The organism is uncultured Gimesia sp., from assembly GCF_963972345.1.
Lineage (GTDB): Bacteria > Planctomycetota > Planctomycetia > Planctomycetales > Planctomycetaceae > Gimesia.
In genome coordinates this window covers 1-21,348 of the sequence record NZ_CAXAVM010000122.1, presented here as the reverse complement: position 1 = coordinate 21,348, position 21,348 = coordinate 1, and the positions used below count along the sequence as shown (strand labels likewise).

Genomic DNA, 21,348 nt, shown 5'->3' with positions numbered 1-21,348 from the left:
CACGCCTCGCAAAGCGGGAAACCGGCTGTTTGTCGCCAGCTTTTATAACGGCCCGCGAATGATTGAAGTCTCGCCGGACGGCAGCCAGGCAAAAATCGTCTGGGCAGGCACCAGTGACAGCGAAATCAATACCGACGGGCTGCATCCGATTATGATGACGCCTGTTTTTGATGGAAAGAACATTTACGGCGTCGACAGTTACGGGCAATTGAGAGGCCTGGATGCGAGTAATGGTAAACGACTGTGGGAAACCGAACAGGCGACAGGCAAAGGCCGCTGGTGGAACGCGTTTATCATTCCCCACGAAGACCGCTACTTTCTGCACAACGAACAGGGAGATCTGATCATCGCGAACCTGACACCAGCGGGCTACGAAGAACTGAGCCGCGCCAAACTGATCGAACCGACGAGGCCTGTCCAGCGGCGAATGACAATCTGGTCGCATCCTGCCTTTGCCATGAAAAGTGTGTTTGCCCGCAACGACAAAGAAATCATCCGCGTCGATCTGTCAGCGGAATAAAAATCAATATTGCTGAACTTTTATCATGAAGATTGTGAATCGGAAAACTTTTTTCGAGTCCTCCGGCTGGAGGGGAATCAGGCTGGAATTGGCGGGTGGTTATTATATGATGAAGAGACGAGTTCCCGGCCCGCGGTCGTGATGATGAACGCGGGTACTACACCCTACTAAAAGAGCCACAATTATGTCGTCGGATCATTTTGCACCGCCTCAGGATCCAACCCAGGAAGTTCAGATTCCCCTGAAACCGCTGAAAGCACTGCTGGTCAAGCTGTTCGTGCGGATGGGTATGTTTGAGGTCGAAGCGGAAATTGCGGCCGACCGGTTAATCGAAGCCGACCTCCGCGGCATTCACTCGCACGGCAGTCGCACCGCGGAACGTTATCTCGATTCAATGGACATGGGGGACATCGATCCCCGGGCACAGATTCTGACCCTCAAAGAAACACCCGCCATCGCAGTATTGGACGGCAGCAAGTCGATGGGACACGTCGCGGCGACCCGCGCCATGGAACTGGCGATCAAAAAAGCGGGGGAAGTTGGAACGGGAACGGTTGTGGTTCGCAACAGCCATCATTTTGGCGCTGCCGCCGTGTATGTGCTGATGGCGGTTCGTGCCGGCATGATCGGATACTGCACCACCAACACAGGCAGAGCGACGGTCGCCGCCCACGGCAGCACCCAGGGTGCCACCGCAAATAATGCCATCGCCTGGGGTGTGCCGACCCGTGAAGGGGCGCCCTTTGTCCTGGATATGGCGTGCGCAAAAACATCATGGGGTAAACTGGAAACGCAGGCCATGTATGGGCTGCCTGTCCCGTCCGGTTATGCACTGGACAGCGAAGGCAAAGAGACCACTGATTCCACCGCAGTCAAAACATTGCTGCCCGCTGCCGGCCCGCGGGGTTATGGTCTGGCAATGGTCAGTTCAATTCTGACCGGTGCCCTGGCCGGGGGAAAACTGCCGATCAATAAAACCAGACCGCCGGAAATCGAAGGCTCGGAACATTTCTTTTACGTGATCGACCTGAAACAGTTTGTCGAAGAAGAACACTTTCATGATGAACTGGATTCGGCAATCAAAGCCATCCACCAGTTGAGTACGGTCAGCGAAAATGAACCCGTCCGCTTGCCAGGAGAATTCGAGTGGGAACAGACACAGCGTGCTTTAAGTGAAGGGTTGCTCGTGCACCGTGATCATGCAAACCAGTTGAAAGCGCTGGCGGCTCGAGTTCATTTTGACGTTCCCTGGTAAATCGACGCCTGATATTTTTCCAGACTATTTTTGAGGTTGAATCGGATGTCTGCTTCACGACAATTTTTATTACTTCTGGCTGTCTCTGCCTGCTGTCTGCTTACCAGTGAATCGTCACTCAGAGCGGGGAAATACAATCCCGTACTGGACGTGGGAGATCAGGCACCGACCTGGGACAAACTGCCGGCAACGGATGGCAAATCGTACTCAAGTGATTCGTTTCAGGACAAACCGGTCCTGGTGATCGCGTTTACCTGTAACAGCTGCCCGTATGCGGTGGATTATGAAGGCCGGTTGAACCAGCTGGCGAAAAAATATTCTGCCAAAGATTCACCCGTGGCGGTGATCGCCGTAAATGTCAATCTGGTGCCCGCAGACAGCCTGGAAAAAATGAAAGAACGGGCGACAGAAAAGCAGTTCGTGTTTCCGTATCTGTTCGATGAAAGCCAGAAAATCGGGCAGAAGTTCGGTGCTACTCGGACTCCCGAATTTTTTGTGTTAAATAAGGAACGCAAAATTGTGTACATGGGCGCCATGGACGACTCGACCGATGCCAGCAAAGTCAGTCAGAACTACGTGAGTGAGGCAATCGAAGCAATCTTAAACGGGAAGCAGCCGGAAACGACGGAAACCATTGCGATCGGCTGTAATGTTCGCTACAAACGCATTCGTAGAAAAAACTGATTACCTGCTCTCTCCCTCCGGCACGACGGTCTCCCATGACGAAATTCAATCAGATACATATTCAGGACTGCATCACAGGCATGCAGGAACTGGAAGCGGAGTCCATTGATCTGGCATTTGCCGATCCTCCCTTCAATATCGGTTACGAATACGATCAGTACGAAGATCGGCTGGAGAGTGAACAGTACCTGGACTGGTGCCAGCTCTGGCTGAAAGAGGTCGAGCGGCTGTTAAAACCGGATGGCACTTTCTGGCTGGCGATTGGAGATGAATATGCTGCAGAGTTGAAAGTCATGATGCAGCGCGAGCTGGGCCTGACCTGTCGCAGCTGGGTCATCTGGTATTATACTTTTGGTGTGAACTGCAAAAATAAATTCAGCCGTTCACACGCTCACCTGTTTTACATGGTGAAAGATCCAAAGCAGTTTACTTTCAATGCAGATGATCCGGCCATCCGTGTTCCCTCGGCCCGACAACTGGTCTACGGCGATAAACGCGCGAACCCGAAAGGACGTCTGCCCGATGATACCTGGATCTTAAGGCCACAGGACATCCCCGAGAGTTTCCAGTCGGAGGAAGATACGTGGTACTTCCCCCGGATCAATGGGACGTTTAAAGAGCGACAGGGCTGGCATGGCTGCCAGATGCCCGAACAGCTGCTCGGTCGCATCATCCGCGCCTGTTCTCATCCCGAGGAAGTCGTTCTGGATCCTTTTTCGGGAAGTGGAACCACCCTGGCAGTTGCGAAAAAACTGGAGCGACAGTTTGTGGGCTTCGAACTCTCCCAGGAATATGGAGCACGCGCGCAACAGCGACTGGCTGATATCAAACCCGGCCAGCCACTGGACGGCGCAGAAAATCCCCTGGTCAGCGCACCTTCGACCAGAAACGGAAAGCGACTCGCTGACCGCCACGAGAAATCGACGGATTCCCCACAGATCCCGTCCCGCAAATAAAAGACTGCCTGCCGGGATCGGAATCAAAGCCGAGAGCCACTCCTGCAGTGACGCTTCTTCACTGAGGACCCTTGGTACCTGCGACTACTGGCACCTTGCCCCTGCGCTGCCTCCACTTCTCTGACCGCAGTCTGTCCAGCGGCACGAAAGATGCGTTTTTCTGTCATTCCCTGGAAATGATCCGTTTTCGTATTCTAAATCCCTAAATTGTTGCCTTAAAACCACATTGGTTCACAGGCAGTGTTGCCAAAATTCCACAGGGCCCGGTTTTCGGAGGCAGCAATCCGCAAGTAGGATAAAAAGGATCGAAACAGTACTGCCATTCAGTTAAACTAGACAGATACAATCTTTCTTTTTTATTGTCAGGATTATAACAGTCATCGTGGCGAACTTTATCACCTCACTGAAGAATCGAATTCGCGGTTTCCTGCTGACAGGCGAAAATGAAGTTCCGTCTCTCTGGTGGGACATGGTCTACCAGGTCCAGAGCCTGCGAGACGAATACCATTCGCAGACCGATTCCCAGCTGTTTGATGAATGGCATTCCCTGCGATACCGGGTTCAGAGCGGAGAGTCGCTGACGAATCTCATGCCGGAAGCGTTTGCCATCGTCAGCGAACAGATGCAGAGGCATCTGGGCCTGACCCCTTACCCGGTACAATACCTGGGTGCCTTCGCGATACATGAAGGTGCAATCGCCGAGATGCAGACGGGAGAAGGTAAAACACTGACAGCAGCTCTGGCACTCTGCCTGAATGCACTCCCTGAAGCGGGTATCCATATTGCGACGGCCAACGATTATCTGGCAGAACGCGATGCAGCCTGGTTGAGCCCCGTGTATCACTCGCTGGGGATGACCGTGGGAGTGGTCATTTCAGACTCTTCCACTTATGAACGGCGGGATGCTTATGATTGTGATATCACATATGGCACCGCGCGGGAATTTGGTTTTGATTATCTGCGAGACCTGCTGAGTATCCCGGGCCAGAAAACGTCGATTAACACGCGCCGCCAGCAGTTATTCGGTCGACGCAGCGACAAAACAGCAAAGCTGCTGGTCAATCCCCGCGCTCCCTATATGGTTATCATTGACGAAGCGGACAGTATTCTGATCGATGAAGCGCGCACGCCCCTGATTATCGGTCAGCAGGACAGTCGTGAAGAACGTCAGCTGAAAAGCGTCTGCCGCTGGGGTGCTTTGCATGTTTCGCGGTTATTGAAAAACGAACATTATATCGACCATGGACCGCAAAAGGGCATGGAGTTGACAGAAGCAGGCCGCCGCCTCGTACGCGAAATGCTGCTGGAAGAAGATGCCCCGTCGGCTTTAGATACGGGAACGGCCTACCTGGCTTCCGAACGGGCACTTCGCGTGCAGAACTACTTTCACAAAGGACGCGAATATGTCGTCCGGGACGGGAAGGTAGCAATCGTCGATGAATTCACGGGGCGCATCGCAGAAGGTCGCATGTGGCAGAACGGGATCCATCAGGCAATTGAAGCCAAAGAAGACGTGGAGATTACCACCCCCACCAAAGTCGGTGCCCAGACGACGGTGCAGGAACTGTTTGCCCGCTATCCCCGGATGTCCGGCATGACAGGTACCGCAAAATCGGCCGCCAGTGAACTGAAAAAAGTCTACTCGACTCCCGTCATTCATATTCCCACAAATCAGCCCAGCCGACGAGAAATATATCCGGAAGAGATCTTTCTGACAGCCGCAGAAAAATGGAATGCGATCGTACAGGAAACGGCAGAAATGCATCGCCAGGGCAGACCCGTTCTGATTGGAACGCGATCAGTAAACCTGTCGAATGAGCTCTCTGCTCTGCTGTTGCAGGCCGGACTGGAGCATGAAGTGCTGCATGCCTTAAATCATGAAAATGAAGCTGCCATCATCAAAGAGGCAGGCCAGCCAGGCCGCATTACCGTTGCCACGAACATGGCGGGGCGCGGGACTGACATCCTGCTGGGTGAAGGTGTAGCGGAACGGGGCGGACTGCACGTCATCTGTTCTGAACTCCATGAATCCGCGCGGATTGACCGGCAATTAACGGGCCGGACTGCACGCCAGGGAGATCCGGGCAGTGCGCGGATTTTTCTATCTATGGAAGATGAAATCCTGGTAAACAGTCTGGGGCCGGAAGCGGTCGCAGAGCTGGCGATCAAATTCAAGGACGGCAGCCAGGATCAGAAATCTATCCTGCGTGCATTTTACCAGGCACAACGGCGTATTGAAAAACGCCATGAACGGCAACGCATTGATCTGGTTAAACGCATCCAGGAACGCCGTGAGATGCTGCACAAAATGGGTCAGCATGCGAGCCTGGATGCACTTTGATCGGAAAGTTCACTCTGTGGAATAAGTGGTTGTCCTGATTTTCATTCCTTTGGGGAACCGTGCGCCGGCAAACTGCAGATGTTTCACAAATGGCTGAATCAACATTGCTGGCAGGAAGAGCAAATCTCCAATTAACGCCGTCGTCAGCAAGGCCAGCATCATCCAGGCAAAACGTTGTGTTGGAATGAAATCACTGAAGGCAAAGACCAGTAATCCCAGCCCACAGATAAAGGTGGTGTGAATCATCGCACGACCGCAATGCTTCATGGCTGAGCGAACTGCCTGTTCGCTGCTCTGGTTCATTCCCTTTTCACGACGGAACCATGCGAGAAAATGCAGCGTGTCATCAATGGCAATGCCCAGCGCGACACTGGCTGTCATCACAGCACCAATATCGAGAGGAATATCCAGCCAGCCCATGATTCCGAACACAACCACAATCGGGAAAATGTTCGGCAGCATGCTGAGCAAACCGGTCACGATGCTGCGCTGCACGAGAATAATCATCAGCGCCACCAGCACGAAGGCGGTCAGAAAGCTCCAGGTCAGATCCTGTAGAATCAACTGTTGTACGGTATGAATGAGCGGCATAATCCCGGTGTAGTACGCGGTCAAATGGACGTCCTGTTCTTCATATTTCTGCAAGGCCGGCTGCAAGGTTGACTTGAGCTTTGCCAGGGCGGCACCGTAATCAACTTTCCCCAGCGCGGGAACACGGGCACTGATCCGCCATGATTCATTGCCGCCATTATCAGACAGATACACGGAATTGATCACCGCTTCGCGATTTTCCTGTAACTTTTTATTCGTGACCACTTTTCGGAAGATGGATTCAAATCCATTATGCTCCACCGGATTAGGTCCAAAGGTCGCTGCCGACATGGTACCGGTGTAGCCATCAATCTGACCGATGGTCTGTTCGATCTCATCGATAATCCGTAATCGCTGCAGAAAAGTTTTTTTACAGTCCTCATCGAATTCAATAATCACTTCGACCGGAATCAGTGGTCCCATGCGATCTTCGTTAAACTTGTAGTCGTTGAGCACCTGGCTTCCGGGTGGAAACAGGGAAGGCACATCGACTGACGAGCGAATCGAAAGCAGACCATATGCTGAGAATGCCATCAGCAGCAGCAGTGAAAGAAATATCGGAGCCGAATAGCGTTCCAGCTGGCGAGGTACTTTTTCCAGTTTCGCGGAGATACGCGGGAAATAACCTGTCAAATGGACGGATTTTCCTTCGCGGTTCATTTTCAATATCTGTTGTGGAGGCCAGAGCTGCATGGCACCGGGCAGTAACAGCAGCAGCACTCCCAATGTGATGAGTAATCCGACGGAAGCGATCAGACCAAACAGTGCAACCGGGCTGATCTGGCTGACCATCAGCGAACCCAGGCCAATCGCCGTTGTTACAGCTGCCAGCAGACAGGGATACCAGCCTTTAGCAAAGCCGTTGCGGACTGCAGCTTCGGCATCCGCTTTTGTCTGTGTACGCTCAGAGACTAATTCGTCGTAATAATAATTGACCAGATGCACGCCGGCTGAAATAGTCAGTACGAAAATCAGCGTGGGTGTGATAATCAGCACGGCATCCAGTGAATATCCCAGGTAATAAACCATCGCCAGCACCAGTCCCTGACCGAAGAGCCCGGCCAGCAGAATCGTACCTGTCAGCATCCATGAGCGAATACAAAACCAGCAGAGGAGTGTTGCCACGACTGCAGAGATGGCACCAAACAGGTTGATGCTATGGATACTTGCCTGATCGATGGCGACACCGTCGACGGGAGGGCCGGTAATGTGAAAGTCTTCACGGGGGATCTGGCAGACTTCCTCCGCCACATCCAGCACATGGTTTATGGACTGTGTTCTCAGTTCATTTCCGCGATAAGTTAAAATAATGACAGCGCAACTGTCTTCGAGATTTTTTCCGACCAGCACACCCTTCAACCGTTCCAGCGCTTCTTCGCGCGGCAGTTTGAGAGGCGGGGAAGTCAGTGCATCCAGGGTCCCGGCACCACTGACGATCCGGTCAAACAGTGTTTCATGTGTTTCGCCGAAATCGGTTTTGCGCGGTGCGTTGATCTGCTTTTCAAATTCGATCAATCGCGGATCATCGACGGTACAACCCGGCCAGCTGATGAGAATCAGATCGTTACTCTCAAAATCTTTGGAGAACTGATCGTAATTCTTCCGGGACTGCATGAAGTCGGGCGCCCACTTTTCGGGGGCGATACTCATGCTTTCCACACTTTTGTGGGCACCATAAATCAGAAATGGCGTGATGAGAACGAGTAAGATAACCGTTACGAGGTAACGACGAATATAATGCGGTTTTGAAGCTGTCATGGCGAACATCTTTGTGTAAGGGGCAAAACACAATCACAGGTACATCAAGGCAATCCCAGCCCATCCGTACACAGCAAGCCTAGCTCACGTCCTGGCACCCGTCATAAAAAATGACAACTTTTTTGCAGACTTCGTCGTCCACAAAACCCCTACAACACACACAAAGAAATGATTCTGATTTACATACCGTCTATCGATTGCGTCTCACATCCAGATAAACGGCCATCAGAATCACTGCCCCTTTTACTATGTATTGCAGCGAGTAATGAATGCCAGCCTGATTTAGACCTTTATCAAGTATACCGATGATGACAGCACCAATCAAGGTGCCAAATATGGTTCCCCGCCCCCCGGTAAAGCTGGTGCCGCCGACAACTACGGCAGCGATAGCAGTTAGCTCGAACATTTCGCCTGATCCAGGTTCCGCCGAGTACAGTTGGGAAGTGTGAATCATGCCTGCCACCCCCGCCAGAACCGAGCAGATCAGGTAAACCATTACCTCCACACGAATTACAGGAATGCCTGTATACAGGGCTGCTTCGCGATTGCCTCCCAGCGCATAGACATGCTGTCCAAAGCGGGTCCGATGCAGAAGCAGCGCCATCAGTACAAACAGAGTAAGCATGATAACCACGGGGACAGGTACTACGCCAAAAAGTCGCCCATTGCCCACCGCCAGCAAAATGGTCTGCTGATCGCCAATCGGTATCGGTAATCCGTTGTTAAAGCGGAGAGCACAGCCGCGCGCAATCAGCATGGATGCCAGGGTGATAATAAAGGGAGGCATTGCCGTTTTGGAAGCGGCGATCCCATGAAAGGTTCCAAACACCGCAGCTGCTCCCAGGCCTGCCAGTATCGAGAGCAGGAGATAGAATACATTTTGCGTATCACCGGAAATGGCTGAGAGGCAGTACACTGTTGTGGTTCCGACCAGAGCCACGATCGCACCGACGGACAGATCAATGCCGCCAATCAGGATGACCAGGGTCATGCCCAGTGCGAGGATCGTATTGACGGAGATCTGTTGCGTCAGGTCCAGCATGTTTTCCGGAGTTAAAAATGTGGGAACCCAGATGCGGAACAACAGCAGCAGAATAATGATCGCTGCCAGCAGGGGTATCATTTGTCTGACTACTTTCACGCTTCTTCTCCTGTCAGCTTCTGCATGATCTGGGCTGCCGTGATCTGTTCAGCCGGATAAACGCCCGTCAGTCGTCCTGCCTGAAACGTGCCCACCTGGTGCGAAATATTCAGGACTTCATCCAGGTCAGAGGAAATCAGAATCAACGCCATGCCCTGTCTGACCAGTTTACCAATCAGGCGATACAGGTCTTCGCGTGCGCCGACATCAATGCCGCGCGTGGGTTCGTCCAGGATTAAGATTTTGGGCGGCTCTTCCATCCAGCGACCGACGAGTACTTTCTGCTGATTGCCGCCGGACAGGTCGCGCATGGGCTGTTCCGGATCGGACAGACGCACATCGAAGCCCTTGATGGTACGTGCTACAATTTCGTTTCTGCCCCGATCATCAAAGCGTAATCCATGGATCCATTTCTTCAACCAGGGGAGTGTAATATTAAACGCCACGGACTGTTCGGTGATCAAGCCCTGATGTTTACGATCTTCGGGAACCAGCACCAGCCCCTGTCTTAATGCATCACGGGGGCCGTTGATCGACACGATTTTCCCATCGATGGAAATCGTGCCTGCATGAATGCGATCCACGCCGAACAGGGCGCGAGCCAGTTCCGTACGACCTGCTCCTACGAGTCCGGACAGCCCCAGCACCTCCCCGTAGCGTACTTCGAACGAAACATCGTGCACACAGGCAGAACTGAGCCCGGTGACTTTCAATGCGATTTCGCCTGGCTTATACGGAGGGCGGGGAAAATGCTCTTTGATGTCGCGGCCCACCATCCACTCGATGAGGGTCGCCGGTTTGATCTCTCCGGTTCTTGCTGTCCCGACGGTCTTGCCATCCCGCAGTACCGTAATTCGATCTGAGAGACGCGTGATCTCTTCCATGCGATGCGAAATATAAATGATGCCGACCCCCTGCGCTTTCAGTTGTCGCAGGGTAGTGAAGAGTGCTTCGACTTCCGATTCCGACAGCGACGATGTCGGCTCATCCAGAATTAAAACCCGCGCCTCCTGAGAGAGTGCACGGGCGATTTCCACCAGTTGCTGGTGTGCCGTGCTGAGCTGAGAGACGACTGCCGTGACATCCCTGATTTCCGTGAGCCCCAGTCGCGACAGTAACGCTTCGACCTGACGATTCATTTCCCCCCTCTGCAGTAATCCAAATCGCACTGGTTCGCGACCGAGAAATATATTTTCGGCGACCGTGAGATTGGGGGCCAGCGAAAGTTCCTGATGAATCAGGCGGATCTTGAGTTGATCAGCGTCACTGACCTGGCGGAGTTCCACCCGTTTTTCACCCGACCAGATTTCGCCGGCGTCGGGCTGGTAGATCCCGCCCAGAATTTTAATCAGCGTACTTTTGCCGGCACCGTTTTCTCCCAGCAGGGTATGAATTTCGCCGGCTTCCACAGCAAAGCTGACATTGTCCAGGGCCGTTACGTTTCCAAAACGTCTGGTAATCCCCTCAAGGCGAAGCAGCGGCGCGGCATGGACAACTGACATGATTTAATTCGACTCCAGATACTGCTCCGCATTTTCGGCAGTAATCAGTTCCACGCGCACTTTCACATCTTTGTCAACCGGTTCACCCCGGAGGTGTGCCAGCATTTTTTCCGCAGCGATCTGGCCGATCTCCCGGGGAAACTGCGCCGACGTCGAATGCAGTTTACCCGCCTGGATTGCCTTGATTCCGGCCTGCGAACCATCCACCGTGACGATGGTCACCTGGTCCAGTTTATTGGCTGAGTCGAGCGCAGAAATGACGCCGAGCGCATTGGGGTCATTGATCGCGAAGACCGAATTCAGATCGGGATAGCGACCGATCAGATCGCGCATCACGGGTCGTGCCCCCTCGGTTGTGCCTTGGGCTTCCTGGACATCCAGAATTTTCATCTCCGGATGTTTTTCCAGTTCCGTTTTGAAACCTGCAACCCGATCAATACAGGCTTTATTGACCGACAGATGCAGGATAACCAGCCTGGCCTGGGGGTTCACTTTGGCAAGTGCCTGGGCCGCCAGTTCTCCGGCACGAACATTATCAGAGGCCACCGTGCAGACAATCAGTTCTTCATCTGCTTTTTTCACCGGCGCATCGACGATGATGACAGGAACTTTTTTTCGACTGGCTTCAAGCAATGATCCTTTGAGCCCTTCCCAGTTGACCGGATTCACAAAAATACCGGCCACGCCCTGGAGAATCAGATCGGACAGATCGTTCTTCTGTTTGAGGGAATTGAACTGCGCATCCAGGATCACCAGGCGATCGCCATTGGCTTCGAGCTCGTTTTTCAATCCTGCACCGAGATCGACAAAGAAGGGATTGTTCATCGTCTGAAAAGAGGCGCCGAATAACCTGCCTGTCGTTTCTGCAGATGCTGGCTGGGATGAATCAGAATCGGGACTCTCGCTGCATCCAGAACTAACCGGTGTCAGCAGAATAAGCGGGATCAGAAACCGTAGCGCACTGTTCATAACCGACCTTCGTTTCCGTGGAAGATTGAAATTTCCCCATCAAACGATCACTTCTCATCTTCTTATAACTAACAAATTCCGTCAGCGATGAAAAGCGCAGGGCAGCAAAACAGGCAATACACTCATGCAGAGAATACACGGCAGACGATCAGGCAGCGCGTTTGAGCGTCTCCAGAGCAGTTTTGATTGCAGAAGACTGAAACTCCGGCAGGATGCGTTGAATCTCAGCGAGAATCAGAGGAGAAGGCTGCTCCGTCATCTCGGAGAGTCTCTCGAAGGCTTCCAGAATGAACTGTTCGCTGAAACTGACTTTTTCGGCGACCATGATTTTGGGATGGCATGTCGAGAGATGCTTTTCGCCGTCGACATGTAGTTCTTCATAAAGCTTTTCTCCCGGTCTGAGACCGGTAAATTCGATTTCGATATCTTCGCCCAGTTTGAGTCCGGAGAGGTGGACCAGGTCGGCTGCGAGGTCGGTAATCCGGACCGGCTCGCCCATGTCGAGGACAAAGATTTCACCGCCCCGCCCCATGGCGCCTGCCTGGATCACCAGTTGGGAGGCTTCGGGAATGGTCATGAAGAAACGCTGCATGCGTTCGTCGGTGACGGTAATCGGGCCGCCATTCTGAATCTGCTGAGTAAAGATCGGCACCACACTTCCGGCAGAGCCCAGCACGTTTCCAAAGCGGACTGTAACGAAATGACATTTCGAACGCGCGGCCAGCGATTGCACATACAGTTCGGCAATGCGTTTGTTGGCCCCCATGACGTTCGTGGGATTCACTGCTTTATCAGAGGAGATCATCACAAAAGAACCAACTTCGAATTCCTCAGCCAGATCTGCCAGACGTTTGGTTGCGAGGGCAATATTTTTCACAGCCTCGCCCGGGTTGCTTTCCATCAGCGGTACATGTTTGTAGGCAGCGGCATGGAACAGAATATCGGGTTGATATTCCTGCATGACAGCACGAATGCGTTTGGAATCATTGATGTCCGCGATCACCACATCAAACCGGCCGGCATATCCCAGTTTGTTCAGCTCGCGTTCCAGATAAAACTGACTGTTCTCGGAACGGTCAACCAGAATCAGTTTACTGGGTGAAAACAGCAGGAGTTGACGACAGATTTCCGAGCCGATACTTCCTGCACTGCCTGTGACCATGAGCACGCGATCGTCCATCCAGTTGCGGATGCCGGGCATATCGAGCTCCACCGGTTCGCGCCCCAGCAGGTCTTCAATACAGACGGGTCGCGGTTTCATTTCCACTTTGCCCGAGAGCAGTTGCTGATAACTGGGAAGAACCTGTACGCGAATCTCAGCAGAGTTTCCAGCCTCAACCAGTTGTCGGATCGTTTTGCCCGGAAACTCATCTGCTGGCAACAGGATATCTGAAACTTCGTATCTTTCCGCCAGATCACACATTTCATGGAGTGAACCGAGAACTGGGATATTATTAATTCGCGTTCCAATACGACTGGGGTGATCATCCAGGAAACCGACAACCCGCAGACAGGAGTTTTTATTACGCTCAATGATGCGGAGTAACGCGGCACCGGATTCGTTGGCGCCGATAATGAAAGTCGGTTTACAGTTTTCCTGCTGTCGCAGAATCCGGCCACTGTCCTGCACCATGCGAATCACCGCGCAGAAGCCACAGACTACGAGAATGGTGGAACCCCAGTCGATCAGAAATACGGAACGGGGCAGCATAAACTGGGGAAAGAACAGATAGTCAACGATGACCAGGGCTGCTGAGCTGATGGTCGCCGCTTGTGCCAGATTAAAACCATCCCGCGTAGTAATATACCGACTGCGAATTTTATAAACGCCTGTGCTCCAGAAAGTAAATGTTTTCAACCCGACTGCCCAGAGAACCGTCGAACGAAACATGCGAAATCCCTGATCCCCCAGCACACCATCTGTATTGAGCGAGCCTTCGAAGCGCAGCCAGAAAGCAAGGTAGTAAATCGCGCAAAAAATAGGCAAAAATACGACCATCCAAAAGAGCTGGCGACGCGTGACGGAATAATTCCGCAGCCATTTCGATTTCGATATGGAGTTCAACATTAATCCCCAGAGGATTCCTTTCTGACTGCGGTTCAACGCGGCCAGAAACAATATACATAAACACACAGTCTGAAATGATTTGCTCAGTTAAGGAGCGGGGTCATAACAATTTTGGCTATTTTTCGTCAACATCAAAATTCTTAAGAACAAAGCAGTTAACAGCTTGTCTACTATTACTGTCAAGGAGCCTTAACTGCAGGCTGAGATGAAACCTCTGGCTCAAGTCGCTTTTCCCCAAACAGTTGATTATGATAGTTGGGAATCAAGCCATTTTCCGTCTGGAATACGGCATCCATAGTCCTCTGTTCGGCTGGTAATACCGTCCCCTGCGTGCTCTGGGGTACAACTGTAGCGAAACTGTAACCACTTTACTGATAAGGTGTAACGTGATATTCGTTCTCGATAACTACGATTCATTTACCTATAATCTGGTACAACGCTTCGGTGAAATTGATCCCAGCCTGAAGATGGAGGTGGCCCGGAACGATCAGACCACGATCGCCGACATCGAAACCGCTGCGCCAGAGAAAATCATCATCTCCCCGGGCCCGTGTACGCCGGGCGAAGCCGGACTTTCCAAAGAGATCATCGCGCATTTTGCGGGTAAAATTCCGATTCTCGGTGTTTGCCTGGGGCATCAGTGTATTGCGGAAGTCTTCGGAGCCCAGGTAGTGCGTGCCCCGCGTCTGATGCATGGCAAAGTCTCGCTGGTACACCACAACGGGACGGGCGTTTTTCAGAATCTCCCTTCTCCCTTCCAGGCGACCCGTTACCACAGCCTGATTGTTCCGGAGGAATCCTGTCCGGACGAACTGGAAATCTGTGCCTGGGTTGAAGAAGAAGGCCATCCCAAAGAAATCATGGGGCTGAAACATCGGGATTTTTCGATTCACGGCGTTCAGTTCCATCCTGAAAGTTTTCTGACGCTGGAAGGCCTGACGTTACTGAAGAACTTCCTGCAACTTCCGGCAGAACACTCAGCACTACTTAAACCATGAGAGGGAACAGCGCGCATGCTGTCAGCTCAAGAAGCATTTCAACTGATCCTGAAAACTGTGAAACCAGCCCCTCCCGTGCAGCGTTCGCTTTTCGATGCCTGGCATTGCGTCCTGGCTGAAGGCACGGTCAGCGATTTGAATATCCCCCCGTTTGATAAAGCGTTGATGGATGGTTTTGCCGTTAAGAGTAGCGATTTTCGGGATGGGAAAGCCACGCTGCAGATCCAGGAAACCATTTATGCCGGCTCCGTGCCCACGATCGCGCTGCAGTCAGGTCAGACTTCACAGATCATGACAGGCGCGCCTCTGCCTGAGGGAGCGGATGCCGTCGTGCAGATCGAACACTGCCAGATTGATGAAGCAGCCCGCTCGGTGAAAATCGATACGGGGCCGATGTCTCCGGGTAAGAACATGCTTCCCCAATCATCGGTGCTTGAAGCGGGTGCGCCAGTTCTCGCCGCTGGCACCTTTCTGAGACCTCAGGAAATTGGAGCCCTGGCAGAGACCGGCAGCCCGACGGTGATGGTCAGACCTGCTCCCACAGTCGCGATTCTGGCGACGGGAGACGAACTGGTGGCTCCTGAAGAGAGCCCGCAAGCGGGACAGATCCGCAACTCCAATGAGGTCATGCTGCACACACAGATCCAGCAGGCGGATGCTCTGCCGCGGCCCCTGGGTATCGCCCGAGATGAACGGGACCATCTGCGTTCCAAAATTCAGGAAGGCTTAAATAGTGATTTCCTGCTGCTGTCCGGCGGCGTTTCTGCGGGAGAACGGGACCTGGTGCCTGACGAACTGGAACAGTCGGGAGTCAGACAGGTATTTCATAAAGTCAATCTGAAGCCGGGGAAACCCCTCTGGTTCGGGGTGCTGGAACGGGCGGACGGGAATCCCTGCTATATCTTTGGATTGCCCGGAAACCCAGTCAGCAGCATGGTTTGCTTCGAATTATTCGTCCGAACGGCGATCCGCCAGTTTATGGGATTTCCCTCACCCAAACCTCAAATCCTGCCGGCGCGGCTCTGTAACGATTTTCATTCCAGCGGAAACCGGCCCACTTATCAGCCGGCGCAAGTGAAATGGGAAGCGGGTGAAGCCATTGTTTCTCCTTTGAAGACAATGGGTTCTGCCGATCTGCATTCCACCGTCCAGGCCAATGCGGTGGCCTTGTTCGCGACGGGCAATCAACATTATCAGGCGGGTTTTAAGGTTGACGTCTTTTTATGGTAGCAGCAGCACTTTCCGTCCTGATTGATCTACTCTTAAATCGCAGATTTCATTAAAAATCACGCCAATCAGACCAAAAAGGTGGGCAATCCCTGTCATTGTCCCCCATCAGGATCAAGAAAATAACGTAGTATGTCACGTAGGACGAATTAAAAAACCGGACCGGTTTCGAGGAAACAGGACGTTTCCCTGGCCGACAGGAGATCATCATCCTCCGTGGGCAGTCACCGAATTCCAAGGATGGAAATCATGAGCTTAACGACATCGACCTTCGATCAAACTTCCTCTGATGAACCAGTGCTGGAACCACATCCTGTGTCTGAGCAACTCCCCTCACAATCGAAACAGCCGAACAACCAGCCTCTGGGTGAGGACGTTCAAAATATCATCAATACGGCTCGAACCTCTCCCGCGCCGGCGCGGGGTGCCTTTTTTGTTTCACTGCTGACCGCCGTGCTGATGTGGGCCAGTTTCACACCGGTAGATATTGGTCCGCTGGGCTGGGTCTGCCTGATCCCGCTGTTACTGCTGGTGCGGATTCCGCGCAGAACGCGATTGATGTATACGGCCATTTATTCCGGCGGTCTGCTGTTTACCGTCGCCGCCTTTCAATGGATGCGACTGGGACACCCGACCATGTACGTCGCCTGGATCGCATTGGCGATTTATGTGGCGTGTTACTTCCCTGTATTTGTTTTACTGTCACGCATAGCCGTGCATCAGTTTCGAGTTCCCCTGCCTGTGGCCGCGCCGGTGGTGTGGGTCGGCCTGGAATACATCCGCGCCTATCTGCTGACCGGCTTCTCCTGGTACTACATCGGCCATACCCAGTACCGCTGGATTGAGCTGATACAGATCAGCGATCTTACCGGTGCTTACGGTGTCAGTTTTATCGTGGTCATGATGGCAGCCTGCTTTGCCTGCCTGTTACCGAATTCACTGTTGATTCGCCTGAAACTGTTTCCGATGAAACTGACAGCCGACGATCAGAAACTGAATGAGATCGGCGGAAAGCAGATCCTACAGACTGCCGTTTGCCTGAGTCTGTTTTTTGCGGTCCTCGGTTATGGTTATGTCCGTCGTTCGCAGGCAGAATTTCAGGATGGCCCGCGCACTGCTTTGATTCAGGGGAATTTTACTTCTTCAGTGAAACATAACCCGAATGAATGGCGATCGATCTACCTGAAACATCTGGAGCTGATGGGCGCCGCCGTGCGGGATCAGCCTGACCTGATTGTCTGGCCGGAAACTATGTTCCGCTGGCCGTTACTGGAAAGCAACGGGAAGACGGCTGAAGAACTCGGTGAGGTCGCCCCGGAAGTTCCGCTCGAGAAATGGAAAGATCCTTCCGTTCGCAAGGTTCTGACGAATATGAGCCAGGAAGCCAACGCGGCGCTGGTGATGGGGCTGGATGTGATTGCCGCCGGTGATGAAAAAATAGAGCAATACAATTCCGCCGTGTTTGTCCGCCCCGATTATGGTGTGCATGGTCGTTACGATAAAATTCATCGCGTGCCGTTTGGCGAATACATGCCTTTAAAAGACAGCCTGCCTTTCCTGCAGATTTTCTCACCCTATGGTGCCTCCTTTGGAATTGAGCCGGGCAAACATGCTGCCAACTTCGAATACAAAAACTGGAACTTCGCACCGTTGATCTGTTTTGAAGATACGGTGCCGCACCTGGTTCGCTCGATGCTGAAACCGGCGGCAACTCCGAATGCCACAACCAAACCTGTTGACTGCCTGGTCAATCTCACCAACGATGGCTGGTTCCACGGTTCGAGTGAACTGGACCAGCACCTGATTACTTCTGCGTTCCGTTGTGTTGAAAACAGGACTCCCATGGTCAGAGCCGTCAACACGGGAGTCTCCGCGATCATTGATGGTGACGGCATGGTTATCGAGCCGGACTTGTTTCTCGACTGGGACAACCAGAGACGGAGCACAATGGTGAACCCGAAAACCGGACGCTGGAACAAATCGTTGAACGCCGTGATTGTCGACTCGGTTCCCCTGGATAACCGCAGCAGCCTCTACACAAGATTTGGAGACTGGTTTGCAGGCGGCTGTTGTTTCTGTGTGCTGTTTCTGTTCTTTATGAGCGTGCTCACCTGGAAACGAACAGCTGCTGAAGTAAAATCGTAAGCCTGAAACGCGAGGCACCCACCGGGCTGAACTGATCGTCCGTTTCCGGTGACTTCGCTGACCGCCTGAGATCCACGAGGCGATGCAGACAAATCCGGGTGTTTCTGGCCCGATTGAACCGATCCGCATGGTTCTGACTGGTTTTTACCGGTTTTTGGAAAAATAGGGTGAAAAACGATAGATAAGCGCCCTACCCTGCCCGCTAAAATAAAAGTCGGGGCGCGCCCGTCAAAGCGTGTGCCTACTCGAATTTGAATATACACCCTCATTTCAAGCGGACGAAGATTGTTAAATCAAAATGGCACGCGACAGCTGGTACATTAAGCGTTCAACGGCAACCGAAGGTCCCATTTCATTTGAAGAATTATTTGCCATGGCGCAACAGGGCGAATTGACTCCTCAAATGGAAATCCGCAGCGGTGAAACCGGAAACTGGTTTCCTGCCGAGGACATGGGTGGTCTGTTCGATTCCTCCTCGAGTGGTGAGCTGCCTTCACTGGACGATTTTTCCATTGTGGACTCCTCATTTGGCGTCGAACCGGAACCCGATGTTCCCAACCTGGATGGCTTTTCGATTGTCGAAGAGGAAGACAAACTCTCAAGCGAACTGGAATCGCAGCTCCCGCGGTTTGCCACACTGGAAGCCGTACGGAGCAAGCACCAGAAGATCCAGTGGTACTGTCGCGTTCTGAATCATGAGCTGGGGCCCATGTCAGCCGATGATCTGATGCACATGCTGTTCGACGGCGAGCTGGCACCGAACGATGAAGTGAAATCTTCTGCCGAACCGGAGTGGGTGCCCGCGCGAACGGTGGTGTTCCTGAGTTCGTCCGGCAGTGACCTGGATGTCATCGACACGGAAGAGGATTCCGTCGAAGAGCTGGTCCCGGCTTCAGGCGACACCGTTTCCGAGCAGTCGGCGGCAACAGAAGAAAAAACAGAAGAAAAAGTTGTTGAACCAGAAAAAACGACAGAGCCTCCGCCACCACCGATTCTGAAAGTCCGTTCCAAACAGAAGTGGTACTGCAAGCTCGGAGGCATGGGCTACGGCCCGATTGAAGCACACAAGATCAAAATGTGGGCTGAACAGGACCGAGTCGAACCGACCGACCTGTTAAAGCTGGGCCGCAAAGGGGAATGGTTTGAAGCCTGGCAGATTGAAGCCTTACAGCTGAAAAAACCGGCTCCGAAAAAAACGGAAACAGCAGCAGAAACGACATCTGCCGGGACAGAGGCGAAACCAGCGGCGACTCCGGCAGCCGGCGTCTCGCCCGCCGCGACAGCGTCGGTGTCAATGCCGCCGAGTTCTTCAGCTCCGGTTGCCGCTGCAGTTCCGCCCGCGGCACGACCGAAACCGAAAATTCAAGTACAGCGTTCCAATCCCCTCGAAGCGCTGGGTCCGTTGATGGATCCCAAAATTTTAGGTGGAGTGGCCGGAGTCATTGCCATTGTGGCGATTTTCTTTTTTGTCCCCCTGGGCGATTTGTTTTCCCCCAGTGGTGAAGACGAATTTGCCAAGTTTCAGGCCTTCTACCAGGAATACAAGGCATTACAGTCGAAGCAGGCAGGTCCCGCGGAATATACCAGCCTGAAAAACAAGGCGGATACCGAACTGGGGCCGGTCATCAAAGAACTGGAAAGCACTGCCGGTTCAGACTACCCTGCCTTACAGCAACTGCTCTGGGCGGGCCGCGATTATCTTCCCAAGATGCTGGAGAATCCGGGAACGGAGCCCACACGCGACCAGGAAAAATTTGAAAAGTGTCTGCAGGAAGCCGAACGACTCATCAATCAGAAGTAGATGGGACATCTGCTGTGCGCGCCTGACCAGACTGAGTGTCTCTCTCGAGAACCTGCCGTGAGTACTTTTCTCCACTTCAGAAAATGAACATAGAAGTGTCTACTCTCGAAGCAATCCTGTCATCAAAAAACAGGGAGACACTATGTGTATTGAAAAGCCATTGAATTTATCCAAGTGAACAGTAATTGCACTGGCTGCTATATTTATCTGTATCTCCTACTGGAGAATCGACGTTTTATCGAAAGCAAAGCTGAAGAACGTTTTGAAAATGAGACAAAATCGACAGAAGCCCTGATAAATAAACAATCCTAATTATCAGATTCTTGCCTGTCTTAAGAATTGCTAATATAAACACCCCATGTGGGGTCAGCAATTTTCGAAATTGGCTGCTGTTCACAGGTCTTTGCGGATGCTAAGATTGATGGTTGAGCGACAGTCCAACTGATACCTTCCTGGATCCCCCCCAATTTTTTTACCAGCTTTCCTACCGGGTCTTGTTCGCTCACAAAGCCCGACAATTTCCTGCTATTTATCCTGCAAACTGGAGAGAGCCTGTCATGAATGCTCAGATTTCGTCTCGTCATCATCGGGGTTTTACCCTGATCGAACTGCTGGTGGTGATTGCCATTATCGCGATTTTAATTGCCCTGTTATTGCCTGCGGTCCAGCAGGCCCGTGAAGCCGCCCGCCGCAGCGCGTGTAAGAACAACCTGAAACAACTCGGGCTGGCAATGCACAACTATCATGAAACCCATGGTCTTTTCCCTCGTGCGAACTTCGAAAAACAGAACGACGCGACCTACGGGTATGGAAACTATTCGTACTTCTCGTTCTCAGCCCAGGCCATGCTGCTGCCGTTCATGGATCAGGCTAACGTTTACAACCAGTTCAACTTCTCACTGGGACCCAACCAGGCCCCCAACGATGCTGCCAAACGCGCCGTCATTCCGGCCTTTCTGTGTCCCTCGGACCCGCGTGGTATCCAGAATGGGGGCGGTTATGGCTCCGGTCCGGGAAACAGCTATGCGGTCAGTGCGGGCCCTTCGATCTTCTGGTTTGGTTTTGCTCCCTCAACCAACACCACCCCACAGAACATGCAACACCAGGTCGGGATGTTCAACTATCGCAAAGCGATCCGCATCCGTGATCTGACCGACGGCAGTTCCAATATCATCGCCGCCAGTGAACTGATGATGGGCGACGGTAATAACGATGCCTCCCTTATCGGGGATGGCGATACCATCCGCGGTGGTGCGAGAGGAAGCACAGCAAGTTCATTCCCTAACTATAACGATGTGAAAAACTGGGGTGCCTCCTGCCTGGCGAAAAAGAATTCGCCGCCGGCTTCTCCTGCGCCCCGGGGTGACACCGGTTCCAACTGGGTTTACGGTA

15 protein-coding genes are annotated in these 21,348 nt (G+C 52.7%); 10 read left to right on the top strand and 5 right to left on the bottom strand.

Going from position 1 to position 21,348, the window contains the following annotated elements; translation table 11 throughout:
• The 5 genes from AACZ40_RS18840 to AACZ40_RS18820 all read left to right on the top strand — a co-directional run.
• A partial coding sequence (locus AACZ40_RS18840; RefSeq protein WP_339675418.1) for a PQQ-binding-like beta-propeller repeat protein occupies window positions 1-520 on the top strand: 520 nt, incomplete at its 5' end.
• 184 nt (window positions 521-704) lie between these two features.
• Window positions 705-1,775 (top strand): Ldh family oxidoreductase, encoded by a 1,071-nt coding sequence (locus AACZ40_RS18835; protein ID WP_291168010.1) that lies wholly within the window; start codon window positions 705-707, stop codon window positions 1,773-1,775.
• Window positions 1,776-1,820: 45 nt separating this feature from the next.
• The gene (locus tag AACZ40_RS18830; protein ID WP_291168008.1) at window positions 1,821-2,459 is read left to right on the top strand and encodes a thioredoxin family protein; all 639 of its coding nucleotides are present in this window, start codon (window positions 1,821-1,823) and stop codon (window positions 2,457-2,459) included.
• Window positions 2,460-2,494: 35 nt separating this feature from the next.
• Window positions 2,495-3,415, top strand: coding sequence for a site-specific DNA-methyltransferase (locus AACZ40_RS18825; RefSeq protein ID WP_291168006.1), 921 nt, complete (start codon window positions 2,495-2,497; stop codon window positions 3,413-3,415).
• A gap of 382 nt (window positions 3,416-3,797) precedes the next feature.
• Window positions 3,798-5,756 carry a translocase gene (locus AACZ40_RS18820; RefSeq protein ID WP_291168004.1) on the top strand — a complete coding sequence of 653 codons (1,959 nt, stop codon included), beginning with the start codon at window positions 3,798-3,800 and terminating at the stop codon, window positions 5,754-5,756.
• Window positions 5,757-5,765: 9 nt separating this feature from the next.
• Here AACZ40_RS18820 and AACZ40_RS18815 read toward each other — a convergent pair whose 3' ends face one another.
• The 5 genes from AACZ40_RS18815 to AACZ40_RS18795 form a co-directional block, all read right to left on the bottom strand.
• A complete protein-coding gene (locus tag AACZ40_RS18815; protein WP_291168002.1) occupies window positions 5,766-8,105 on the bottom strand; it encodes an MMPL family transporter in 2,340 nt (779 codons plus the stop codon).
• Window positions 8,106-8,295: 190 nt separating this feature from the next.
• Window positions 8,296-9,246 (bottom strand): ABC transporter permease, encoded by a 951-nt coding sequence (locus tag AACZ40_RS18810; RefSeq protein WP_291168001.1) that lies wholly within the window; start codon window positions 9,244-9,246, stop codon window positions 8,296-8,298.
• The gene (locus AACZ40_RS18805) at window positions 9,243-10,748 is read right to left on the bottom strand and encodes a sugar ABC transporter ATP-binding protein (protein WP_291167999.1); all 1,506 of its coding nucleotides are present in this window, start codon (window positions 10,746-10,748) and stop codon (window positions 9,243-9,245) included. The genes AACZ40_RS18810 and AACZ40_RS18805 overlap by 4 nt, the downstream gene beginning before the upstream one ends.
• 3 nt (window positions 10,749-10,751) lie before the next feature.
• Window positions 10,752-11,717 carry a sugar ABC transporter substrate-binding protein gene (locus AACZ40_RS18800; protein ID WP_291167997.1) on the bottom strand — a complete coding sequence of 322 codons (966 nt, stop codon included), beginning with the start codon at window positions 11,715-11,717 and terminating at the stop codon, window positions 10,752-10,754.
• Window positions 11,718-11,865: 148 nt separating this feature from the next.
• Complete coding sequence (locus AACZ40_RS18795) at window positions 11,866-13,785, bottom strand: nucleoside-diphosphate sugar epimerase/dehydratase (RefSeq protein WP_291167995.1); 1,920 nt, start codon at window positions 13,783-13,785, stop codon at window positions 11,866-11,868.
• 386 nt (window positions 13,786-14,171) lie between these two features.
• Here AACZ40_RS18795 and AACZ40_RS18790 point away from each other — a divergent pair, with 386 nt between their 5' ends.
• The 5 genes from AACZ40_RS18790 to AACZ40_RS18770 all read left to right on the top strand — a co-directional run.
• Window positions 14,172-14,783: an aminodeoxychorismate/anthranilate synthase component II gene (locus AACZ40_RS18790; RefSeq protein WP_291167994.1), complete on the top strand. Its 612-nt coding sequence runs from the start codon at window positions 14,172-14,174 to the stop codon at window positions 14,781-14,783.
• Between the two features lie 15 nt (window positions 14,784-14,798).
• Complete coding sequence (glp, locus tag AACZ40_RS18785) at window positions 14,799-16,013, top strand: gephyrin-like molybdotransferase Glp (protein ID WP_291167992.1); 1,215 nt, start codon at window positions 14,799-14,801, stop codon at window positions 16,011-16,013.
• A 246-nt stretch (window positions 16,014-16,259) separates the two neighbouring features.
• Window positions 16,260-18,155 (top strand): apolipoprotein N-acyltransferase, encoded by a 1,896-nt coding sequence (gene lnt / locus AACZ40_RS18780; protein ID WP_291167990.1) that lies wholly within the window; start codon window positions 16,260-16,262, stop codon window positions 18,153-18,155.
• Window positions 18,156-18,453: 298 nt separating this feature from the next.
• Window positions 18,454-19,956: a DUF4339 domain-containing protein gene (locus AACZ40_RS18775; protein ID WP_291167988.1), complete on the top strand. Its 1,503-nt coding sequence runs from the start codon at window positions 18,454-18,456 to the stop codon at window positions 19,954-19,956.
• 557 nt (window positions 19,957-20,513) lie between these two features.
• On the top strand, window positions 20,514-21,348 hold an 835-nt coding region (locus AACZ40_RS18770; protein ID WP_339675411.1), incomplete at its 3' end, for a DUF1559 domain-containing protein.